At 68.3% G+C, this 19,371-nt stretch carries 13 protein-coding genes; 2 read left to right on the top strand and 11 right to left on the bottom strand.

The window, feature by feature from the left end; genetic code table 11:
• Positions 1–246: 246 nt before the first annotated feature.
• The 4 genes from MAA8898_RS21275 to MAA8898_RS27110 all read right to left on the bottom strand — a co-directional run bounded on the left by MAA8898_RS21275 (position 247) and on the right by MAA8898_RS27110 (position 6,383).
• Positions 247–2,421, bottom strand: coding sequence for an RNA degradosome polyphosphate kinase (locus MAA8898_RS21275; protein ID WP_094023051.1), 2,175 nt, complete (start codon positions 2,419–2,421; stop codon positions 247–249).
• A 59-nt stretch (positions 2,422–2,480) separates the two neighbouring features.
• On the bottom strand, positions 2,481–3,215 hold the full coding sequence (locus MAA8898_RS21270) for a P-loop NTPase family protein (protein ID WP_094023050.1): 735 nt from the start codon (positions 3,213–3,215) through the stop codon (positions 2,481–2,483).
• Positions 3,212–4,303 (bottom strand): AI-2E family transporter, encoded by a 1,092-nt coding sequence (locus tag MAA8898_RS21265; RefSeq protein WP_094023049.1) that lies wholly within the window; start codon positions 4,301–4,303, stop codon positions 3,212–3,214. The genes MAA8898_RS21270 and MAA8898_RS21265 overlap by 4 nt, the downstream gene beginning before the upstream one ends.
• Positions 4,304–4,424: 121 nt before the next feature.
• Entirely contained in the window at positions 4,425–6,383 is a 1,959-nt protein-coding gene (locus MAA8898_RS27110) for a pentapeptide repeat-containing protein (RefSeq protein ID WP_094023048.1), read from the bottom strand.
• 266 nt (positions 6,384–6,649) lie between these two features.
• On the opposite strand from MAA8898_RS27110, the gene proS reads away from it, so the two are divergent.
• Positions 6,650–7,999 (top strand): proline--tRNA ligase, encoded by a 1,350-nt coding sequence (proS, locus tag MAA8898_RS21255; protein ID WP_094023047.1) that lies wholly within the window; start codon positions 6,650–6,652, stop codon positions 7,997–7,999.
• A gap of 312 nt (positions 8,000–8,311) precedes the next feature.
• Positions 8,312–8,833, top strand: coding sequence for a DUF2937 family protein (locus MAA8898_RS21250; RefSeq protein ID WP_094023046.1), 522 nt, complete (start codon positions 8,312–8,314; stop codon positions 8,831–8,833).
• Positions 8,834–9,036: 203 nt separating this feature from the next.
• Here MAA8898_RS21250 and glmM read toward each other — a convergent pair whose 3' ends face one another.
• The 7 genes from glmM to MAA8898_RS21215 all read right to left on the bottom strand — a co-directional run bounded on the left by glmM (position 9,037) and on the right by MAA8898_RS21215 (position 19,341).
• Positions 9,037–10,386, bottom strand: coding sequence for a phosphoglucosamine mutase (gene glmM, locus MAA8898_RS21245; protein WP_094023045.1), 1,350 nt, complete (start codon positions 10,384–10,386; stop codon positions 9,037–9,039).
• A complete protein-coding gene (gene folP, locus MAA8898_RS21240) occupies positions 10,383–11,396 on the bottom strand; it encodes a dihydropteroate synthase (protein ID WP_094023044.1) in 1,014 nt (337 codons plus the stop codon). The genes glmM and folP overlap by 4 nt, the downstream gene beginning before the upstream one ends.
• A 39-nt stretch (positions 11,397–11,435) precedes the next feature.
• Positions 11,436–12,374, bottom strand: a complete 939-nt coding sequence (locus tag MAA8898_RS21235) for a dihydroneopterin aldolase (RefSeq protein WP_094023043.1) — start codon at positions 12,372–12,374, stop codon at positions 11,436–11,438.
• 96 nt (positions 12,375–12,470) lie between these two features.
• Positions 12,471–13,154: a cell wall hydrolase gene (locus tag MAA8898_RS21230; RefSeq protein ID WP_094023042.1), complete on the bottom strand. Its 684-nt coding sequence runs from the start codon at positions 13,152–13,154 to the stop codon at positions 12,471–12,473.
• A gap of 172 nt (positions 13,155–13,326) precedes the next feature.
• Entirely contained in the window at positions 13,327–15,840 is a 2,514-nt protein-coding gene (locus MAA8898_RS21225) for a putative PEP-binding protein (protein ID WP_094023111.1), read from the bottom strand.
• 741 nt (positions 15,841–16,581) lie between these two features.
• Complete coding sequence (gene glyS, locus MAA8898_RS21220; protein ID WP_094023041.1) at positions 16,582–18,804, bottom strand: glycine--tRNA ligase subunit beta; 2,223 nt, start codon at positions 18,802–18,804, stop codon at positions 16,582–16,584.
• Entirely contained in the window at positions 18,805–19,341 is a 537-nt protein-coding gene (locus tag MAA8898_RS21215) for a DUF6446 family protein (protein ID WP_094023040.1), read from the bottom strand.
• Positions 19,342–19,371: the final 30 nt, after the last annotated feature.

Here is a 19,371-nt window from a genome sequence, read left to right as displayed (position 1 = left end):
AAATCCGGCACAGCGAACGTCTTCTGACGCTACAGGCGGTCCGAGGGCCTGCGCCACGGGAGAGTCGTGCAGCGTGACTGTGCGATGCCCGCTTTAATTCCGCTTTAACGATTTGCGGCACGACGGAGGTCATGTTGTGGCGGAAATTCGACAGCGTTCCGAATGGGTTGTATGCCAGTTCGCGAACTGTTCCCCGCCTGCGTGCGTGATTGTTCACCACCTGGCAACGATGCGCCGGGACGCCGGTCAGTCCGCCGTGTGGGTCAGCTGCGGCACGTCCGAGGCCCCGGCCGAGCCGCGCCCCGACAGCGACGGGTTCTCCATGAAGAAGCGGTGGCAGTTGAACGCGAACTCGCCCTCCGGCACGGGATGGCGGACAAAGGCGCCCGATGGCTCCATGACCCAGCTCTGCGCCGTGTCGGCCAGGTTCGCCGCCATGATCTGGCTGACGATCTGCGCCTTGACGGTGGGGTTGTGGATCTCGACCCCGGTCTCGATCCGGCGGTTCAGGTTGCGGCCCATCCAGTCGGCCGAGGACATGAAGACGCGCGCCTTCTTGTGCGGCAGACCGTGTCCGTTTCCGAAACAGACGATACGCGAATGTTCCAGAAAGCGGCCGACGATGCTCTTGATCCGGATGTTTTCCGACAGCCCCTTGACCCCCGGCCGCAGCCCGCAGATGCCGCGGATCACGCAGTCGACCCTGACCCCGCCCTGGCTGGCGCGGTACAGCGCGTCGATCATGTCCGGCTCGATCAGCGAGTTCATCTTGATCCAGATCTGCGCCGGCTTGCCCGCCTGGGCGTGGGCGATTTCCTTGTCGATCATCTCGATCATGCCGGATTTCAGCGTGTGCGGCGAAAACAGCAGGTTCTCCAGCCCTTCGGGCATGGCATAGCCGCTGAGGTAGTTGAACAGCTTGGCCGCGTCCCGCCCCAGCGCCGCGTCGCAGGTGAAGAACGACAGGTCGGTGTAGATCTTGGCGGTGATCGGGTGGTAGTTGCCGGTCCCCCAGTGGGTGTAGGTCACCAGCCTGTCGCCCTCGCGCCGGACCACCTGGCTGATCTTGGCGTGCGTCTTCCATTCGAGAAAGCCGTAGACCACATGCGCGCCCGACCGTTCCAGCCGCCGCGACTGGCGGATGTTGGCGGCCTCGTCAAAGCGCGCCTTCAGCTCGACCAGCGCGGTGACGGACTTGCCTTCCTCGGCCGCCTCGCACAGCGCGTCGACGATGGGCGAGTTCTTGGAGGTGCGGTAGAGCGTCTGCTTGATCGCCACCACGTTGGGGTCAATCGCCGCCTGGTTCAGAAAGCGCACCACCATGTCGAAGGTCTCGTAGGGGTGGTGCAGCAGCATGTCCTTCTGCGCCATGGCGCGGAACATGTTGCCGTCGTGGTCCTGCACCCGCTCCGGCACGCGCGGGGTGAAGGTGGGCCACAGCAGGTCCGGGCGGGCGTCGATCACCAGTTCCTTGGTGTCGGCCACGCCGATCATGCCGTCCAGTTCGATCACCTCGTCGTCGTGCACGTGCAGTTCGCGCATGACGATGTCGCGCAGGGCCTTCGGCGCGCCCCTGGACACGGTCAGCCGCACCACCTCGCCGCGGCGGCGGCGCTTGAGCGCGACCTCGAATTCGCGCACCAGGTCCTCGGCCTCTTCCTCGACCTCCAGGTCGCTGTCGCGCAGCACGCGAAAGCCGAAGTGGTCCTTGACCCGGTAGCCGGGGAACAGGCTGTCGATGTGCAAGAGCACCAGTTCCTCGAGCAGGATGAAGCGGTGTTCGCCATCCCGCGCGGGCAGCTTCATGAAGCGGTCGATCTGGGCCGGGATCGGCAGCAGCGCCTGCAACGGACGCTTGTCGCGCACCCGGTCCAGCTGCAAGGCCAGGCAATAGCCCATGTTGGCGATGAAGGGGAAGGGGTGCGCCGGGTCGATCGCCAGCGGCGACAGCACCGGGAAGACCTTGGCGAGGAAGGCCTCGCCGAGGAATTTCACGTCCTCGGGGGTCAGGTCCTTGCGCCCGACGATCGAGATGCCCGCATCGGACATCAGCCCCTGCAACTGGATCAACACGCGCTGCTGTTCGGCCAGCAGCTTGCGCGCGTCCTCGTCGATCAGCACCAGCTGTTCGGCCGGGGTCAGCCCGTCGTCGGCGGGGGTGTTGTTGCCGGTGTGGGCCAGTTCGCGCAGGCCGGCCACGCGCACGGTGTAAAACTCGTCCAGGTTCGCCGCCGAGATCGACAGAAAGCGCAGCCGCTCCAGCAGCGGCACGCGCGGGTTCTCGGCCTCTTCCAGCACGCGCCAGTTGAATCCCAGCCAGCTGAGCTCGCGGTTGAAGAAGCGGCCCGGCCCGGCCAGGTCGAGGTCGGGCAGCTCGGTGGCGGGCGGCAGCGGCGCCTTGAGGAAATCGGCCTGGGTCATGTCGCTCTCGTGCCTCTGGTTGCCGGACAGGGTAAGCCGCCGTCCGCGAAAGGAAAAGCTCACTCGTGCGCGTCGCCGGATTCGGCCTGTCGCGGCGCGCGGCTCTCGGCGCCGGGCGGGACGAGTTCGGCCAGGATGCGCGCCGCCAGCTTGCGCGAGACCTTGCCCTTTTGTGCCAGCGCCTCGGCGTCCAGCGCGGCCACGATCTGCGCGGCCGCCGCGTAGCTGCGCGGCATGTGCCGCACGAGATAGCCGATCACTTCGGGCCCCGGCACCACCTGCCGGTCGTCGAACAGCTTGGCCAGCACGGCGGCCAGCAGCGCGTCGTCCGGTTCGGCGATATGCGCCACCTGCGCGCCCATCATCCGGCTGGAAAGGTCCGGCAGGCCGAGGTTCCAGTACGCCGGGTCGCGTGCCGCCGTCAGCAGCAGCGCGCCGCCGTTGGCCAGCACCATGTTGTGCAGGTGGAACAGCGCCTCTTCCAGCGCGGGCTGCCCGGCGATCTCTTCGACATCCTCGACACAGACCGGCCCCGCCGCCAGCGCCGGGATGTCGGCGCTATCCAGCGCGCGGGCCTGTTCGATCCGGGCGCCTGACATCTGCGCCCAGACATGGGCGAGGTGGGTCTTGCCCGACCCGGTCGGGCCGCTCAGGATCATCTTGCGCGCTGGCCAGTCGCGCCAGCGTTCGATCTGCGCCACCGCCAGCGCATTGGCCGGGCTGACGAAAAAGTCGTGTTTGCCCAGCGCCGCGCGCGAGGGCAGCGGCAGCGGCATCTGGACCGGGCCGCTCATTCGTCGTCCCGTTGGGAGGAAAAGGCCGGTTCCTCGGCGGCCAGGCCCAGGAACAGGCGCGAGCCGAGGTACTGCCCGGCCAGGAAACGTGCAACGACCCCCAGCGCGGCGGCCAGCGGCACCGCCACCAGCAGCCCGACAAAGCCGAACAGCGAGCCGAACACCGACAGCGCCAGCAGCAGCCAGACCGGGTGCAGCCCGACCGAGCTGCCCACCAGGTTCGGCGTCAGGATGTTGCCCTCGACGAACTGGCCGGACTGGAAGATCGCGTAGACCGCGAGGATCCACCACCATTCGCCCCAGAACTGGAACAGCGCCAGGCCGATGGCCAGCGCGCCGCCGACGATGGCGCCGACGTAGGGGATGAAGGTCAGGACGCCGGCGATGACGCCCACCACCGGGCCGAACTGCAGCCCCACCAGCCAGAGCATCAGGGCATAGTAGGTGCCCAGGATCAGGCAGACCGACCCCATGCCGCGGATGAAGCCCGCCAGCACGCGGTCGATCTCGGTCGCCAGGCGGCGGATCATCGGCTTGTGGTCCAGCGGCACCAGCGTGTCGACCTGCGCCACCATGCGGTCCCAGTCCAGCAGCAGGTAGATCGCCACCACCGGCACGATCAGGAACAGCGCCACCACGTTCAGGATCGACCCGACCGAGCCCAGCGCCGCGTTGACCACCTCCACGCCCTTCTGGCGGATGGTGTCGCCCAGCTGGATCAGCGTGGTGCGGGTCACGCTGTCCTCGTTGACGATGCTGGGAAACCGCTCCAGCAGAAAGGCCTCGAGGTCGCGGAACAGCTGCGGCGCGAGGTTGAACAGCGCCAGCGCCTGCTGGACCAGCAAGGGGATGATGGCCAGCGTCATGACGACGAACAGCACCACGCCGCAGACCGCGATCACGGCGGTCGCGGCGGCCCGGCTGAGACCCACCCGCTCCAGCCAGTCGGCGATCGGGTCGAGGCAATAGGCGATGGCGCCGCCCAGGATAAAGGGCAACAGCACGTCGCCCAGGAACCACAGCACGACCGAGAACACCGCCGCGGCAATGCCCCAGTACTTCAGCTGATCCCGGACCGGCAGAGCCATGAAATATCCTTTCGTATGGCTCTCTTGTCGCGCGTTCCTGACCGGGTTTCAAGCGCCTGCCGCGGGCGCCCGGTCACAAGCCTGTGGACATCCGGCAAAAGTGCGCCTGTGGGGGCTGGGGTCAGTCTTCCGTGGGGTCCGGGGGAGGCGGCGGGCGGTAGCCCTGCGGATCGGCCTGCCACTTGCGCCATTCGGTGTCGAAGGCGTGGGCGCCGTCCCAAGGTAGTACCCAGGTCGGCCAGTGCTTCGGCCAAGCTATCCCTTCGGGCAAAGTCACGCTGGCATCCCCGAACAGCCCATTGATCTGATCTTGCGACAGGGACACAGTGGTAAAATCAACCGATCTGACCGCTGCGGATGTGACATCCGCAGCGGTCAGATCGGTTGTAGCATCCATCCGCGCCTCCCTGAGGTTCGCCCACGTTATCCACGCGCCCCCACGGAGTGCCTCCATAATCCGTGCTCCCCAGAACTCCGCCCCCTCCATCCGTGCCCACCGGAGGTCCGCCCCCTCCATCCGCGCCCACCTGAGGTCTGCCTCTTCCATCCACGCTCCCGAGAGGTCCGCCTTCTCCATCCGCGCCCACCTGAGGTCCGCATGCTCCATCCGCGTCAGCGCTAAGACCGCCCCCTCCATCCGCGCCCGCTGGAGGACCGCCCCCTCCATTCGCGCCTCCCTGAGGTCTACCCTGTTCATCCGCGCCCCCGCGAGGACGGCTCTGCGCAGGTCAGCCTTGGCGAGTTTGCGTTGCGGCAGCGCAGCCAATGCATCTTTCCGGGCCTTTTTCCACGCCGCGACGTAACGCGTGTTCAGGTCGTCGAATATCTGCAGGCAAGCGGACTCAGGGATATCTGTGCCCATTAATTCTTCACACCAGAGATTGCGTTGATAGGCTTGGTGCTCCGGCTCCGGCAGAGGCTCTCCGACATCGTCGCGTGCCAGCGGTCCAGGCCCGCATGCGAGCATCGGAATATCTTCTCCAGCGCACCATTTGGGTCGGAAAAGTTGCTCTGCCTCGTCACGCGGACGCCAGTCGGGCGGCGTTTCGACAAAACTCACACCGGCCAGTTGCGCAGGGCGCAGCAGGCCGGGCCACCAGGTTTTCATCCACCAGCGCCGTTTCAATTCGCGATAAGCAAGGTATTGTAGGTTGTTCTCATTGGGATAATCCGTTGTGCCTGCAAAACGGTCGCGAAGCTGCGTCTCGTCCAGTTTTCCCAACTCGGCCACAACTGCCGCATGACGACGCTGATAGACGGATCGGAATTCGAGTTCTTCGCCCAAGATCCTGATCCTGTTGACCTGCGCATAGGCCCCCAAGGTCCCTTCGGTGGTCAGGAAACCGAACATGCTCAGTGCCAGCAGGACAGCGATCCAGCGCGCTGCGACACCTCTGGACATGTGGCTCGCTTCCGCGCCGCCCCGGCGCAGGGCGCGCCAGCTTTCCACACCGGCCAGCACGGAAACGAACAACGGCAGACCGCAGAAGACGACAGTCAGCAATTCGTCATGTTTCGGCATGGACCGCCACCAGAAGGCGGCGAGCACAAAGGGTCCAAAGGCAAAGATCGACAGGAACACGACAACGCGGGCCAGCGTGCGCATCGGATAGGCGTGAACGGCGCCCGGATGTCGGGACAGGACCATGTCGCTGACGATCCAGGGGGCAATGACCTCTTCCGCCGGGCTGCCGTTGTCCCTGGGCAGGCTGTCAAGCGCCTTCCACAGTTTCACGAGATATAGGTGCATGTGGACGTACAAGAGCGCGCCAAACAGCGGCGCGACGTAGAAGAACAGGTTTGTGGGAACGGACACGCCGACCAGCGGAAGGTCCGTTTCGCGTTCGACAATGAAGAAATCCGCGTCCTGCACGCCCAGCAGGGTAATCCCGATGAAAGCCAGGAAGGACAGCAAACCCAGCCATGAGGCACGCGCCATGCCGGTCAGCTTGGCAATCCGGTCAACCGTGGATTGGTCGACCGCTTTGGCCGCGTCGCCAGCGGCGTTTTCGGCTTCGCTCAGATGGCGTTTGCGTGCGGTACGGGCAAGCGCTGTGCGCAGGTTGAGGTGATTGGACATGGCAATATGTGACACCGATGAATTTTGAGACAACTCTGTGGCGAGTGTACCTCAACCAGGTCTTTGAAGGAACGGGTCAGTGCCTTCGGGACGGGGCGAAATCCAGCAAGAGTGTATTCCTTCGGGGATTTAGTCCCTGTAACCGCTTGATTCCACATCGCCCTTGTCGATGCCCCGCGTTGACACCGGTTTGCCACCCCCGCCGCCCTTGTCTGCCCCCATGCAACCCGCTAGGAGGGGCGAAACCGCTGCCCGAGAGGTCCGACATGCGCCTGTCCCGCTACTTCCTGCCCGTCCTCAAGGAGACCCCCTCCGAGGCCCAGATCGTCAGCCACCGCTACATGCTGCGTGCCGGCATGATCAAGCAGGCCAGCGCGGGGATCTACTCGTGGCTGCCCTTGGGCTACAAGGTGCTGCGCCGGATCGAGCAGATCGTCCACGAGGAGCAGATCCGCGCCGGGCACATCCCCATGCTGATGCCGACGCTGCAATCGGCCGACCTCTGGCGCGAATCCGGCCGCTACGACGACTACGGCCAGGAGATGCTGCGCATCAAGGACCGGCACGAGCGCGACATGCTGTACGGTCCGACCAACGAGGAGCTGATCACCGACATCTTCCGCTCCCATGTCGGCAGCTACAAGGACCTGCCGCTGACGCTGTACCACATCCAGTGGAAGTTCCGCGACGAGATCCGCCCCCGGTTCGGCGTGATGCGCGGGCGCGAGTTCCTGATGAAGGACGGCTACAACTTCGACCTCACGAAAGAGGACGCGCTGCACGCCTACAACCGCCACCTGGTCAGCTACCTGCGCACCTACGAACGCATGGGCCTTCAGGCGATCCCGATGCGCGCCGACAGCGGCCCGATCGGCGGCGACGACACGCATGAATTCCTGGTGCTGGCCGAGACGGGCGAGAGCGAGGTGTTCTACGACAGCGAGATCACCGACCTGAAGTTCGGCGACCGCGAGATCGACTATGACAGCCATGAGGCCTGCCGCGCGGTGCTGGAGGAATTCACTTCGCGTTATGCCCGCACCGACGAGACGCATGACGAGGCGGTGTTCAATTTGATCCCCGAAGCGCGCCGCCGCTCCGCGCGCGGCATCGAGGTCGGTCAGATCTTCTACTTCGGCACCAAGTACTCCGAGCCGATGGGCGCCACCGTGCAGGACCGCGACGGCAACAAGGTGCCGGTGCACATGGGATCGCACGGGATCGGCGTGTCGCGCCTGCTGGGCGCGATCATCGAAGCCAGCCACGACGACAAGGGCATCATCTGGCCGGAGGGCGTGACCCCGTTCCATTGTGGCATCGTCAACCTGAAACAGGGCGACGCCGAGGCCGATGCCGCCTGCGAGGCTCTGTACAAGGCGCTGACCGCGCTGGGGCTGGAGCCGCTCTATGACGACCGCGAGGAACGCGCCGGCGCGAAATTCGCCACCATGGACCTGATCGGCCTGCCGTGGCGGATCACCGTCGGCCCGCGCGGGCTCAAGAACGGCGTGGTCGAACTGACCTCGCGCCGCACCGGCGAGAGTGAGGAACTGCCGCCCGAACAGGCGGTAGAGCGGATCGCGCAGATCTACAAGGGCATCGCTCCGCGGGCATGATCGGCGGCGCAAGCCACCGAAGGCGCCGGCCGAGCCCCTGGTCGCGCGGTCCGGCGGCGACCGGCCATGTCTCCGTATCCGATGGCGCGGCTACCCGGCTCCGGGGCAGCGGGCAGCGCGGTCGGGCGGCCATGGCTCCCGGGGTTTCGCTGCGCGACCGTGCCCGTTGCATGGACGGCACCGTCCTGGACATCGCTTTTCCTGCCGGACCGCGGGCGGTTTTCGCCGACCGAGGGATTTGCCCTCGCCCCGCGCGGCGCGCTCTGGCACCATGCGTCCAGAGATCGCGGCAAAGCGGCGGGAGGCGAGCGGATGTTGCTGAGACTGGTGGCCCTGGCCGGGGCGCTGACGGGCGCGCTGGGCCTGTCGCAGTTCCCCGAGTTCTCGCAGCAGTACATGCAGCGGCTGGGCGGCGCGGTGGACGAGCTGGGTCGGCAGGTGGCGCGCTACGAGGCCGACGCGGCCGGGGCGGGGATGCCGCTGGAGGCCTATCTGGCCGCGCTGGCGGAAGAGGGCGACAAGGCGCGGATGCAGGCCGGGCACATCGCCGAGGACATCGCCCGTCATGCGCGGCTGGCGCAGGCACTGGAGAGGCTGGAGGGGGCAGGGCCCTTCATGCGCGCGCGGCTGGCATTTGAGGCGACACCCGACCGCGAGGTGGCCGAGCGCGCCTGGGAGGTGTTCAAACCCGCAGTTCCGGCGAGTTTCGAGGGCGCGATCTTTGCAGGCACCGGGTTTCTTGCGGGTTGGGCGACGCTTGCGCTGGCCTTTGCGATCCTGCGCAACGCCTGGTGGATGATGACAACACCGTTCCGGCGTCGGGCGGCGCGATAGCCTGAGGGCGGGAAAGGGCGTTCGAACGCCCTTTATTGCACAGGCTCCGAGGCCAGGACCCCGACGCCCTGCCGTGCAGAGCAGACATGACCATACCGGCAGCCGGTGGTCAGGGGCGGGGGCAAGGGCGTTCGAACGCCCTTGGAACGCGCTTCGAAGCGCGTTTCCCCGCGAGACGACCGGCGTTTGCACCAAGGCGGGGGTCAGGCGACGGTGACCGCCTCGACCTCGGCCACGATGCCGTTGACCACCTGGGCCAGCAGGCCCTCGTCCTCGCATTCGGCCATGACACGGATCAGCGGCTCGGTGCCGGACTTGCGGATCAGCAGCCGCCCCTTGCCGTTCAGCCGCCCCTCGGCCTCCGAAATCGCTCTTTGCACGCTGTCGGCGTCCAGCGGCAGCTGCCCGGCGGCATAGCGCACGTTCTTCAGCATCTGTGGCACGCGGGTAAAGCTCTGCGCCAGTTCCGACGCTCGCCGCCCGGTGCGGCGCATCTCGGCCAGGAATTGCAACCCGGCCATCAGCCCGTCGCCGGTGGTGGCGTAGTCGGTCATCACGATGTGGCCGGACTGTTCGCCGCCCAGGTTCCAGCCGCCCGCGCGCATCGCCTCGACCACGTAGCGGTCGCCGACCTGCGTCCGCTCCAACCGCAAGCCGCGGTCCGTCAGAAAACGTTCCAGCCCGAGGTTGGACATCACCGTGGCCACCAGCGTGCCGCCGCGCAGCCGGTCGTCCTCGGCCCAGCGGGCGGCCAGCAGCGCCATGACCTGGTCGCCGTCGGCCACCTGGCCCTTTTCGTCGATCAGGATGATGCGGTCGGCGTCGCCGTCCAGGCACAGGCCCACGTCGGCGCCGTGCCGGCGCACCGCCTCGGCCGCGGCGGCGGGTTTGGTCGAGCCGCAGTTCTCGTTGATGTTCAGACCGTTGGGCTCGGTCCCCACGGCCACCACGTCGGCGCCCAGTTCCCACAGCACCTCGGGGGCGGTCTTGTAGGCGGCGCCGTTGGCGCAGTCGATCACCACCTTGAGCCCGTCCAGCCGCAGCCCGTGCGGCAGCGTGCTCTTGACCCGTTCCTGGTAGCGAAAGCGGCCGTCGTCGATCCGCTTGGCGCGGCCGATGTTGTTCGGCATCGCCGGGCGCACGCCGGCCTCGACCAGCGCCTCGATCTCGGCCTCGACCGCGTCCGACAGCTTGAAGCCGTCGGGGCCGAAGAACTTGATCCCGTTGTCCGAGGCCGGGTTGTGGCTGGCCGAGATCATGATGCCGAGGTCGGCCCGCATCGAGGTGGTCAGCAGCCCCACCGCCGGTGTCGGCACCGGGCCCAGCAGCAGCACGTTCATCCCGGTCGAGGTCAAGCCAGCGGTCAGCGCGTTCTCGAACATGTAGCCCGACAGCCGGGTGTCCTTGCCGATCACAACGCGGTGCACGCCCTCGTGTTCATTGCGGAAATAGCGGCCCACCGCAGCCCCCAGCATCAGCGCCATCTCGGCGGTCATCGGGTAGGTGTTGGCGGTGCCGCGCACCCCGTCGGTTCCGAACAGCTTGCGGCTCATGGAAAACTTCCCTTGCAGATGGCGTGGCACGTGGCGAGCGCCTGAACGGTTTCTTTCACGTCGTGGACGCGGACGATCTGGACCCCCTGCGCCGCCACCCAGAGCGCTGCGGCGACCGAGCCGCTCACACGTTCGGACGCGGGGTTGGCGCCGGTGATCTTGCCGATAAAGCCCTTGCGCGAGGCCCCCACCAGCACCGGGCAGCCGATGGCATGAAACAGCGACACATCGCGCAGCAGCGTCAGGTTGTGTTCGATCCGCTTGCCAAAGCCGATGCCCGGATCGACGATGATGCGCGCGCGGGGGATGCCGGTTTCCTCCAGCATGGCGACCTGCGCGGCGAGGAAATCGTAGACGTCCAGCAGCACGTCGTCGTAGCGCGGATCGTCCTGCATGGTCTCGGGGTCGCCGCGCGCGTGCATGACGCAGACCGCCAGCCCCTGGTCGCGGCAGTAGCGCGCCAGCATGGGGTCGTAGGTGAAGCCCGAGACATCGTTGACCAGCACCGCGCCCGCGCTCACGGCGGCGTCGGCCACGCTGGACTTGCGGGTGTCGATCGAGATCGGGATATCCAGGTCGCGGGCCAGCGCGGTGATCACCGGCTCGACCCTTGCGATCTCGGCCTCGCGCGGGACGGGCAGGGCGCCGGGGCGCGTGCTTTCGCCGCCGACGTCGATGATGCTGGCGCCGGCCTCGGCCATCAACTGCGCCTGCTGCACCGCGCGCGCGGCGGTCTGGTGCCGCCCGCCGTCGGAAAAGCTGTCCGGCGTGACGTTCAGGATGCCCATCACCCGCGGCGCGTCGAAAGTCAGCCCCGCGATCGGCGCGCGCGGCGCGCTCAGCCGCTCGACCGTGGTCGCGGGGATCTCGCTCAGCGGGACGGTTTCGGGCGGGGCGTCGCGCGTGTGGCGGACCGCCTCGACAAACCAGTGCTTGCTGCCCGCGAGGGGCAGGGCCTTGGCCGGACGCGGATGGTCATGCCGGACAATCGGGCGGAAATAGGCGCTCATGGCGACTGGTTGACCGATCCGCGCCGACTTGGCAAGCGGTCAGAACAGGGCATCGCCGGGGTGTACCGCGCGCGCCGCCACCGGGGGCGTTTCCGGCAGGTCTTCGCCGATGACCAGAAGTTCACGCGCCTCCATCTCGCCGGCGAACCAGGCCGCCAGCGCGACCGAGTCGCCCGGTTGCGCCCTGGGGCCCTGGGTGGCGTCCAGCACGATCTTGGACGGCGCCCAGACGCAGATCTGGCCGTTCTTCATCGCCCAGTCCAGTTCGGTCCTTGTGACGACGACCTTGGCGCGGGCGTCGCGCGCGGCCAGGCACCAGCCGTTCTGTTCGATCGACAGCAGGTCGATCCGGCGCTGGGTCATCCTGTGGCCGGTCTGCGGGGCGGCGGCATCGGGCCGGCCGACGCAGAGGATCAGCGGCGCGGGCTGCGCCTCGAGCGCATCCAGCCAGTCCGACAGCCGCGGGTCGGCGATGGCGGCGTTGGACAGGTAGACGACGCGCGGATGCGGCCGCGCCGAGGCCATTTCCTGCGCCATGGCGTCGAGATGGCCGGCGACATCGCGGCGTGACCGCACGATCTCGACCCCCAGCGCGCCGGGGCCACGGTCCAGCTTTTCGATGCGGACAAAGGTGCGCAGGGCCTGGGGTTCCAGCAGGATGCGTTCGGCGACGCGTTCGGCCAGCGTCTCCAGCAGGTTCAGCCGCTCGGCGGCCAGTTCGTGCGTGATCGCCTCCGTCACCCGGTCGTAGGACAGGATGCGGTCGACATCGTCGTCGCGCGGCCCGGTGAAGGGGATGACCTCGACCACCACGTTGAAGCGCAGGCGCTGCTTGTGGCCGCGTTCGGCCTGGAACGCGCCGATGTCCGCCTCGACCACCATATCGCGGACCGAGATCCGGTCATGCGGGGTGTCGCCCGCGGTGGCGATGCTGCGCTCGGAAGGGTGGGAAAAGGCGAGGCGGATGTCACTGGCCATGGGCGGCCCCTTTTGTCGTGTGTCGCCCCGCGATAGACGAAACAGGCGCGCCACGGCAAGCCGGGCGCGCCCTTTCTTGTCTCGAGTGCGACGCGGTCAGGAACCGCCCCAGGTGTGGCGGTAGAAGATGTGCACGCCGTGGGCGTAGGTCTTGGTGTACTTGCGCGCCCAGTCCGGGTGGACCCAGGTGGCGTGGTAATGCGTGGCGCCCTTGGTCAGGGCGCGCGGTGCGCCGTCCAGCATCGCGCGGGCGACCTTGCCCACCCGTTCCCAGGCGCGGCGGTCGTCGATGTTCTCGGGGCGGCCGTCGCAGGTGTAGGTGAACTGGCAGGCGAACTTGCGCCCGGTGCCCTGGTTCACGACGCCGCAGATGCTGTTCGGAAACCGCTTGGACGCGACGCGGTTCAGGATCACCTCGGAGACCGCGAACAGCCCCTCGACGGTTTCGCCGCGGGCCTCGAAATACAGCGCCTCGGCCAGGCAGCGCCACTGGTCGCCGCCCTGCGGCTGCGGCTGGGTGGCCAGCCAGCGGTCGTCATAGCGCAGCTTGGCGCCACCCTTGACCGGGCCTGTGGCGGCCACCGGGACCGGCGTCACCAGCCCCTTGAGATGAGCATTGCCGACGCGCGCCAGTGCGCGGTCTTCCAGCGACAGCAGGGCCTGGGCGGTGCGGGACGGGTCGGCGAAAGCCGGTGAAGAGAGCAGGGCCGAAGTACCGAATGCGAGTGAAAGGACCGCAAGGACAAGGCCACGGCGCAGGGCTGTGGTCAGCACAATCATGTCAAAGTTCCCCTAGTACAGACATGCGCTGCGTGGTGCCTCACGTCACGCAACAGGGGAGTGATTAACGAAAAATGACTTTTTCGTAAAGTCTGCTCAAAAAGGCCGCGACTCCGGGACGCGGCGGGCGCTTTCGGTCAGCGGCCGCGGAATGCGAATCCGCCTTGTCTGACTAGCGTTTCGGGGGGCCTTGCAGGCCGCGGTCCTTCAGCGCCAGGTGCGCCGCGGCCAGCCGCGCGACGGGCACCCGGAAGGGCGAGCAGCTGACGTAATCCATCCCCGCGGCGCGGCAGAAGGCAATCGATTCGGGGTTGCCGCCGTGTTCGCCGCAGATCGACAGGGTGACGGTGCGGTTGGTCGAGCGGCCGCGCTGCACGCCGGTGGCGATCAGCTCGCCCACGCCGTCCACGTCCAGGACATGGAACGGGTCCTCGCGGAACACGCCCTGGCTGACGTAGTCCGACATGAAGCGCCCGGCGTCGTCGCGCGACAGCCCGTAGGTCATCTGCGTCAGGTCGTTGGTGCCGAAGGACAGGAACTGCGAATAGGGCGCGATCTCGTCGGCGCGCAGGCAGGCGCGCGGGGTCTCGACCATGACGCCGAGCCGGTAGGTAAAGCCGCGCCCGCGCTCGGTCTTGACGGCGGCGGCGACGGCCTCGATGCGGGCGCGCACCAGTTCGACCTCGCGCTTGGCCGAAACCAGCGGCAGCATGATCTCGGGCACCACCGGCGCGCCCTCGCGGCTGGCGTCCAGCGTCGCCTCGAAGATGGCGCGGGCCTGCATGTCGTAGATCTCGGGAACGGTGATGCCCAGCCGCACGCCGCGCAGGCCCAGCATGGGGTTGTATTCGCCCATCGCCTCGACCCGGCGGGTCACGTCCGACACCGGCAGGTCCAGCGCCTCGGCGAGGGCGCGCAGGCCGGCGCGGTCGGTCGGCAGGAATTCGTGCAGCGGCGGGTCAAACAGCCGGATGCAGACCGGAAGCCCCTCCATGATGCGGAAAAGCTCGGTGAAATCCTTGCGTTGCATGGGCAGCAGCAGGGCCAGCGCGGCCTGCCGGTCCTCCGGCGTGTCGGCAAAGATCATCTCGCGCATCGGCGTGATGCGGTCCGCCTCGAAGAACATGTGCTCGGTCCGGCAGAGCCCGATCCCCTCGGCGGCAAAGTGGCGCGCGGTGGCGGCATCGGCGGGGGTGTCGGCATTGGCGCGCACGCCGATGTCGCGCGCCTGGTCGGCCCAGCCCATCAGGGTGTGAAAGGCGCCTTCGAGCGCGGCCTCGATGGTTTCGGGGCTGCCCTCCAGCACCTCGCCCGAGGTGCCGTCGAGCGTGATGGTCTCGCCCTCGCGGTAGCGCTTGCCGTTCTCGCCCTCGATCGTCCTGCGTTGCAGGTCAAAGGTCATGCGCGCCGCGCCCACGACGCAGGGCAGGCCCAGGCCGCGGCCGATCACCGCGGCGTGGCTGGTCATGCCGCCGCGCTCGGTCAGCACGCCCACGGCGGCGTGCATGCCGCGGATGTCCTCGGGCGAGGTTTCGCGCCGCACCAGGATGCAGGGTTCGCCGCGCGCGGCGCTGGCCTGCGCCTCGGACGAGGAAAACACGATCCGCCCGGTGGCCGCGCCCGGCGAGGCGGCCACGCCGCGGCCGATCACCCGGCGTTCCGCCCCCGGCGCGATCTGGCGGTGCAGCAGTTCGGACACGGCGCGCGGTTCGATCCGCAGCACGGCGTCGTCGGGGGTGATGATGCCCTCTTCGGCCAGCCGCACGGCGATCTGGAGGGCGGCGCGGGCGCTGGCCTTGACCCGCACGCCGTCGAGGATGTGCAGCTGTCCGTTCTGGATGGTGAACTCGATCTGCATCTCGGCACGCAGCTTGCGGCGCATCAGCTCGGCGTCGGCCTTGAGCGCGGCAAAGGCCTCGGGCGCCAGTTCCTCGAGCGAGGGGCCGCGCGGGTCACGCGTCAGGTAGAGGCTGGCGCTGCCGTGGCGCAGCGCCTCGCGGCCCTGGCTCTGGCTGAGGTACCGCCCGGTGATCTGGCGCTGGCCGGTTTCCGGGTGCACCAGTTGCAGCACGCCCGAGCCGCATTCGCCCTGGCCGCCGAAGCCCAGCGCCATTTCCTGCACCACGAGGCCCAGACCGGCGTCGACCGGCGCGCCTTTTGCCTGGCGCAGCAGGCGCGCGGTGGTGCCCTCCCAGGCGCGGGCCATGGAGCGCAGCACCTCGCGCAGCTGTTGGGCGGGGTCCTGCGGAAAGGGTTCCTCGGCCTCGTCCTCGTACGCGCGCAGCGCGGCCGAGAGGCCGGCAGTGCCACTGTCCTCGATCTCGTCGAAATGGTCGGGGTCGAGCCGGGCGACATGGATCGCGTAGGCCTGCACGAAGCGCAGGTAGAGCGCGGCGGCGGCCTCCTGGCCGATCTCGTCGGCGAGATCGACGAAGCGCGCGTCGTTCATGCCGATGTTGAGGATCGCGCCGGGGCCGCCCCAGTCCGGGTCGGCCGAGGAGGGGCGCACGCAGAGCAGCGCCGCCGGGTCGAAGGCGGCAATCAGGGCCGCCATGTCCGGGAAGGTGCCGGCGGCGATGCGGTGCACCGCATCGAACGACAGCGCGACGGTGCGTGGCACCGGCAGGTCCAGCCGGACCAGCCGCTGCAGGCACTTGGCGCGGCCGCCGTGGGTGGGCGTCGACATCGGCGCGTCGGACGTGATCAGCGTCACGTGCGGGTTCTGGCTGTCGGGTTTCTGCACTGCAGCACCTCTGGGTTGGGCGCAGCATAGGGGCTTGTCCTGTCATGGCAAGACGGCAAATCGGAGGGGCGTCGAGTGCGGTCGGGCGCGCCATGCGGCGGAGGGATCTGAGCGCGCCTTGCGGCGGAGGAATCTGAGCGCGCCTTGCGGCGAAAGTTCCTGGGCGCGCCTTACGGCGCGAATTCAAGAGCGCGCCTTGCGGCGCGGGGGGGCGCGGCGTCGCTCCCGCCCACCCACCCCGCGCCGCCGCGCCCCCCGCTCGTGGCTTGGGCCGGGGCTGCACCTGTCTTGGGCAGGGCTTGTGGGGAGGATGGGGGAATTGGCTGAGAGGCGTCTGAGGGGCAGGTCTGCCCTCAGAGCGCCCGGACCAGTGTAAGGCGAGTCGCCCCCTGTCAAGGACAAGCCGCGCTGCGCGCGGGGCTGACGCCTCCTTGACAGCGGCCGACTCGCGATGGGCGCGGGTGGGCAGGCGGGGCGTCGGATGCATGCGGCCCGGGGCTGCGCCCGTGATTTGACCGAAACGTCCACTGGACGTTTCGCCTGCGGTCGCCAACGGAGCGCCATCGGTCCCTTCGACGATCGCGACGGCGCAGGTCCGTCAAATGCCTTCGGCCCCGGGGCTTCGCCCGTTCGCGGCTCAAACTCTCCACTGGAGAGTTTGCCGGGCTACGCCCGGATCGCCGCTCACCCCTCGATCTTCGTCAGGTCGGCGACTTGCAGGCAGGTCTTGCGGATCGTGGCCAGCATGTTCAGACGGTTGCGGCGCACCACGCCGTTGTCGGTGTTCACCTGCACCGCCTCGAAGAAGGCGTCGATCGGCGCGCGCAGCGCCGCCATGGCCTCCATCGCGGCCTCGAAATCCTCGGCCGCCATCGCCGGGGCGATGCGCGCCTGCGCCGCGTCGAGCGCGTCGAACAGGGCGCGTTCCTCGTCGGTCTCGGAGAACTTGCGGTCCGCGCCAAAGCTGTATTCGACGCCGTCCTTGTCCTCGGCCTGGGTCAGGATGTTGTTGGCCCGCTTGAAGCCCTGCAACAGGTTGCCGCCGTCCTCGGTGCCGAGGAAGCCCTGCAGCGCGCGCACGCGGGCCACCAGCAGCGTCAGGTCGCAGTTGCCGGGCATGGCAAGGCAGGCGTCGATCACATCGTGGCGGATGCCCTCGGCGCGCAGGTGCACCTTCAGCCGGTCGTGGATGAAGCCGCGCAGGTCGTCGCTGAGGTCGGGTTCGTGCTGTTCGACCTTGTCGATCCAGGCGGGGCGATCGGACAACCGCGCCAGCAGTTCGCGCACCGCCGAGCCGAAGACGCCGTGCTGCGCGATCTTGGCCAGCAGTTCGTCGCGTAGCTTTGCCTCGGCCTTGTCGCCGTTGGTGTCGATCTGGTGGCGCAGGATCTGCGCATCGCTCAGCGTGTCGAGGCTGAGGCGCAGACCGTTGTCGAGGATCAGCCGGATCACCCCCAGCGCGGCGCGGCGCAGGGCGTAGGGGTCCTTGGACCCGGTCGGTTTCTCGTCGATCGCCCAGAAGCCGGTCAGCGTGTCGAGCTTGTCGGCCAGCGCCACGGCGACCGACACCGGCGCGGTGGGCACCGTGTCGGAGGGGCCGAGCGGGGCGTAATGCTCCTGGCAGGCGGCGGCGACGGCCGGGTCGAGGCCCGCGGCCTGCGCGTAGTAGCGGCCCATCAGGCCCTGCAACTCGGGGAATTCATAGACCATTTCCGAGCTGAGGTCGGCTTTGGCCACATCGGCGGCCATCGCGGCCAGGTGCGGATCGGCGCCCACCATGGGCGCGATCTCGCGCGCCAGTGCGGTGATCCGGGCGATGCGGTCGCGCTGCGAGCCCAGCAGGTGGTGGAAGGTCACGTTGCCCAGCCGTTCGGTCCAGGCGCCTAGGCCCTGCTTGCGGGCGACGCGCAGGTCGTTCTCCCAGAAGAACTTGGCATCCGAGAGCCGCGCCGCCAGCACCTTCTGGTTGCCGGCGAGGATCGTGGCGCCGTGGTCGGCGGTGACGATGTTGGCGACGGTGACGAATTTCTCGATCCGCCCGGTGGCCGGGTTGCGCACCGAGAAGAACTTCTGGTGTTCCTTCATCGAGGTTTGCAGCACCTCGGGCGGCAGGCCCAGGAACTCGGCGCCGATGGCGCCCATCAGCACCACCGGCCATTCCACCAGCCCGGCGACCTCGTGCAGCAGGCCGCGGTCCTCGACCACCTCCAGCCCCTGGGCAAAGGCCAGGTTGGTTGCCTCGTGCCAGATCGCCTCGGCGCGTTCCTCGGCGGACAGGATGACATGGGCGCGCTTCAGCCGCGTCTCGTAGTCGGCAAAGCTGGTCACCTCGAAGGGACCGTTGCCCATGAAGCGGTGGCCCTCGGTGGTCCGCCCGGCGGTGATGCCGTCGATGTCCAGGGCGACCACCTCGTCGCCCGCCTCGGTCGTCATCAGGCACAGGATGCGGTGCAAGGGGCGCACCCAGCGCAAGCTGCCCGCGCCCCAGCGCATCGACTTGGGCCAGGGGAAATTGCGCACGGTCCGCTCCAGCACCTCACCCACGATCCCGGCGGCGGGGCGGCCGGGGGTGACGACGGTGGCGTAGTAGAAGGCGCCTTTCTTGTCTTCACGCTCCTCCAGCTGGTCGCGGGTCACGCCCGCGCCGCGCATGAAGCCCTCGAGCGCCTTGTCCGGCGCGCCCACCTTGGGGCCGCGGCGTTCCTCGCGCAGGGTGGGGCTGTTTGCGGTCAGCCCGTGCACGGTCAGCGCCAGGCGGCGCGGCGTCGAGAAGGCTTCGGCGCCGGCATAGGTCAGCCCGGCCTCGACCAGCCCGTTGGTCACCAGCGTCTTGAGGTCCTCGGCGGCCTTGGCCTGCATCCGGGCCGGGATCTCTTCGGAGAAGAGTTCGATCAGCAGATCGGGCATTTAGCGATCCTTTTCAAAACTGGCGCGGTCGGGGCAGTCGTCGCCCAGCGGCGTGCCGTCATAGGCCTTGTCGCCGCAGTCGTTGATCTCGTGCCAGACGTAGCCGCGGCCGTCGTCGGTGATCGCGACCACGCGGTCGATGCCGAATTCGCGGTTGCGCTGGCTGGTGTAGACCTGCGCTGTGCCGGCCTCGATCGCATCGCCGATGGCCTCGGCGTCGAAGCAGTCGAACCAGCCGGGGGCGACGCGCGGCTCGGCGCCTTCGTAGGGCTGATAGGTGGCGGCGGCCTCGGCCGGGGTCAGCGTGGTGGTAAAGCAGGCGCGGTAGCGGATCGGCGAGCTGTCCGCGTCGATCGCCTGGAAATCAGCGTAGGGGATCGCCACGCGGGTGCCGTCGAGCTGCGTCAGCATGACGTCGTCCACCCCGTTGGGCACGACCTCTTCGTAGAAATAGTAGACCTGGAGGTAATAGATCGCCACGCCCGCGACCAGGCCGCAGGCGAGGATCGCGCCCGCCATGAGTTTTCCGGCGTTCATGAGCGGCCTCCGATGCAGGGCAGGGGGCGG

The organism is Antarctobacter aquimaris (assembly GCF_900184945.1).
Classification (GTDB): domain Bacteria; phylum Pseudomonadota; class Alphaproteobacteria; order Rhodobacterales; family Rhodobacteraceae; genus Maliponia; species Maliponia aquimaris.
The sequence above is the reverse complement of the archived record's forward strand: the minus strand, read 5'-3'. Positions and strand labels throughout refer to the sequence as shown.

What these genes read in the sequence shown, in the direction of transcription:
- MAA8898_RS21270 (WP_094023050.1), bottom strand. Translation starts at nt 3,215, where the DNA reads ATGAGCGGCCCGGTCCAGATGCCGCTGCCGCTGCCCTCGCGCGCGGCG.
- MAA8898_RS21225 (WP_094023111.1), bottom strand. Translation starts at nt 15,840, where the DNA reads ATGTCGACGCCCACCCACGGCGGCCGCGCCAAGTGCCTGCAGCGGCTG.
- MAA8898_RS21275 (WP_094023051.1), bottom strand. Translation starts at nt 2,421, where the DNA reads ATGACCCAGGCCGATTTCCTCAAGGCGCCGCTGCCGCCCGCCACCGAG.
- folP (WP_094023044.1), bottom strand. Translation starts at nt 11,396, where the DNA reads ATGAGCGCCTATTTCCGCCCGATTGTCCGGCATGACCATCCGCGTCCG.
- proS (WP_094023047.1), top strand. Translation starts at nt 6,650, where the DNA reads ATGCGCCTGTCCCGCTACTTCCTGCCCGTCCTCAAGGAGACCCCCTCC.
- glmM (WP_094023045.1), bottom strand. Translation starts at nt 10,386, where the DNA reads ATGAGCCGCAAGCTGTTCGGAACCGACGGGGTGCGCGGCACCGCCAAC.
- glyS (WP_094023041.1), bottom strand. Translation starts at nt 18,804, where the DNA reads ATGCCCGATCTGCTGATCGAACTCTTCTCCGAAGAGATCCCGGCCCGG.
- MAA8898_RS21265 (WP_094023049.1), bottom strand. Translation starts at nt 4,303, where the DNA reads ATGGCTCTGCCGGTCCGGGATCAGCTGAAGTACTGGGGCATTGCCGCG.
- MAA8898_RS21250 (WP_094023046.1), top strand. Translation starts at nt 8,312, where the DNA reads ATGTTGCTGAGACTGGTGGCCCTGGCCGGGGCGCTGACGGGCGCGCTG.
- MAA8898_RS21230 (WP_094023042.1), bottom strand. Translation starts at nt 13,154, where the DNA reads ATGATTGTGCTGACCACAGCCCTGCGCCGTGGCCTTGTCCTTGCGGTC.
- MAA8898_RS27110 (WP_094023048.1), bottom strand. Translation starts at nt 6,383, where the DNA reads ATGTCCAATCACCTCAACCTGCGCACAGCGCTTGCCCGTACCGCACGC.
- MAA8898_RS21215 (WP_094023040.1), bottom strand. Translation starts at nt 19,341, where the DNA reads ATGAACGCCGGAAAACTCATGGCGGGCGCGATCCTCGCCTGCGGCCTG.
- MAA8898_RS21235 (WP_094023043.1), bottom strand. Translation starts at nt 12,374, where the DNA reads ATGGCCAGTGACATCCGCCTCGCCTTTTCCCACCCTTCCGAGCGCAGC.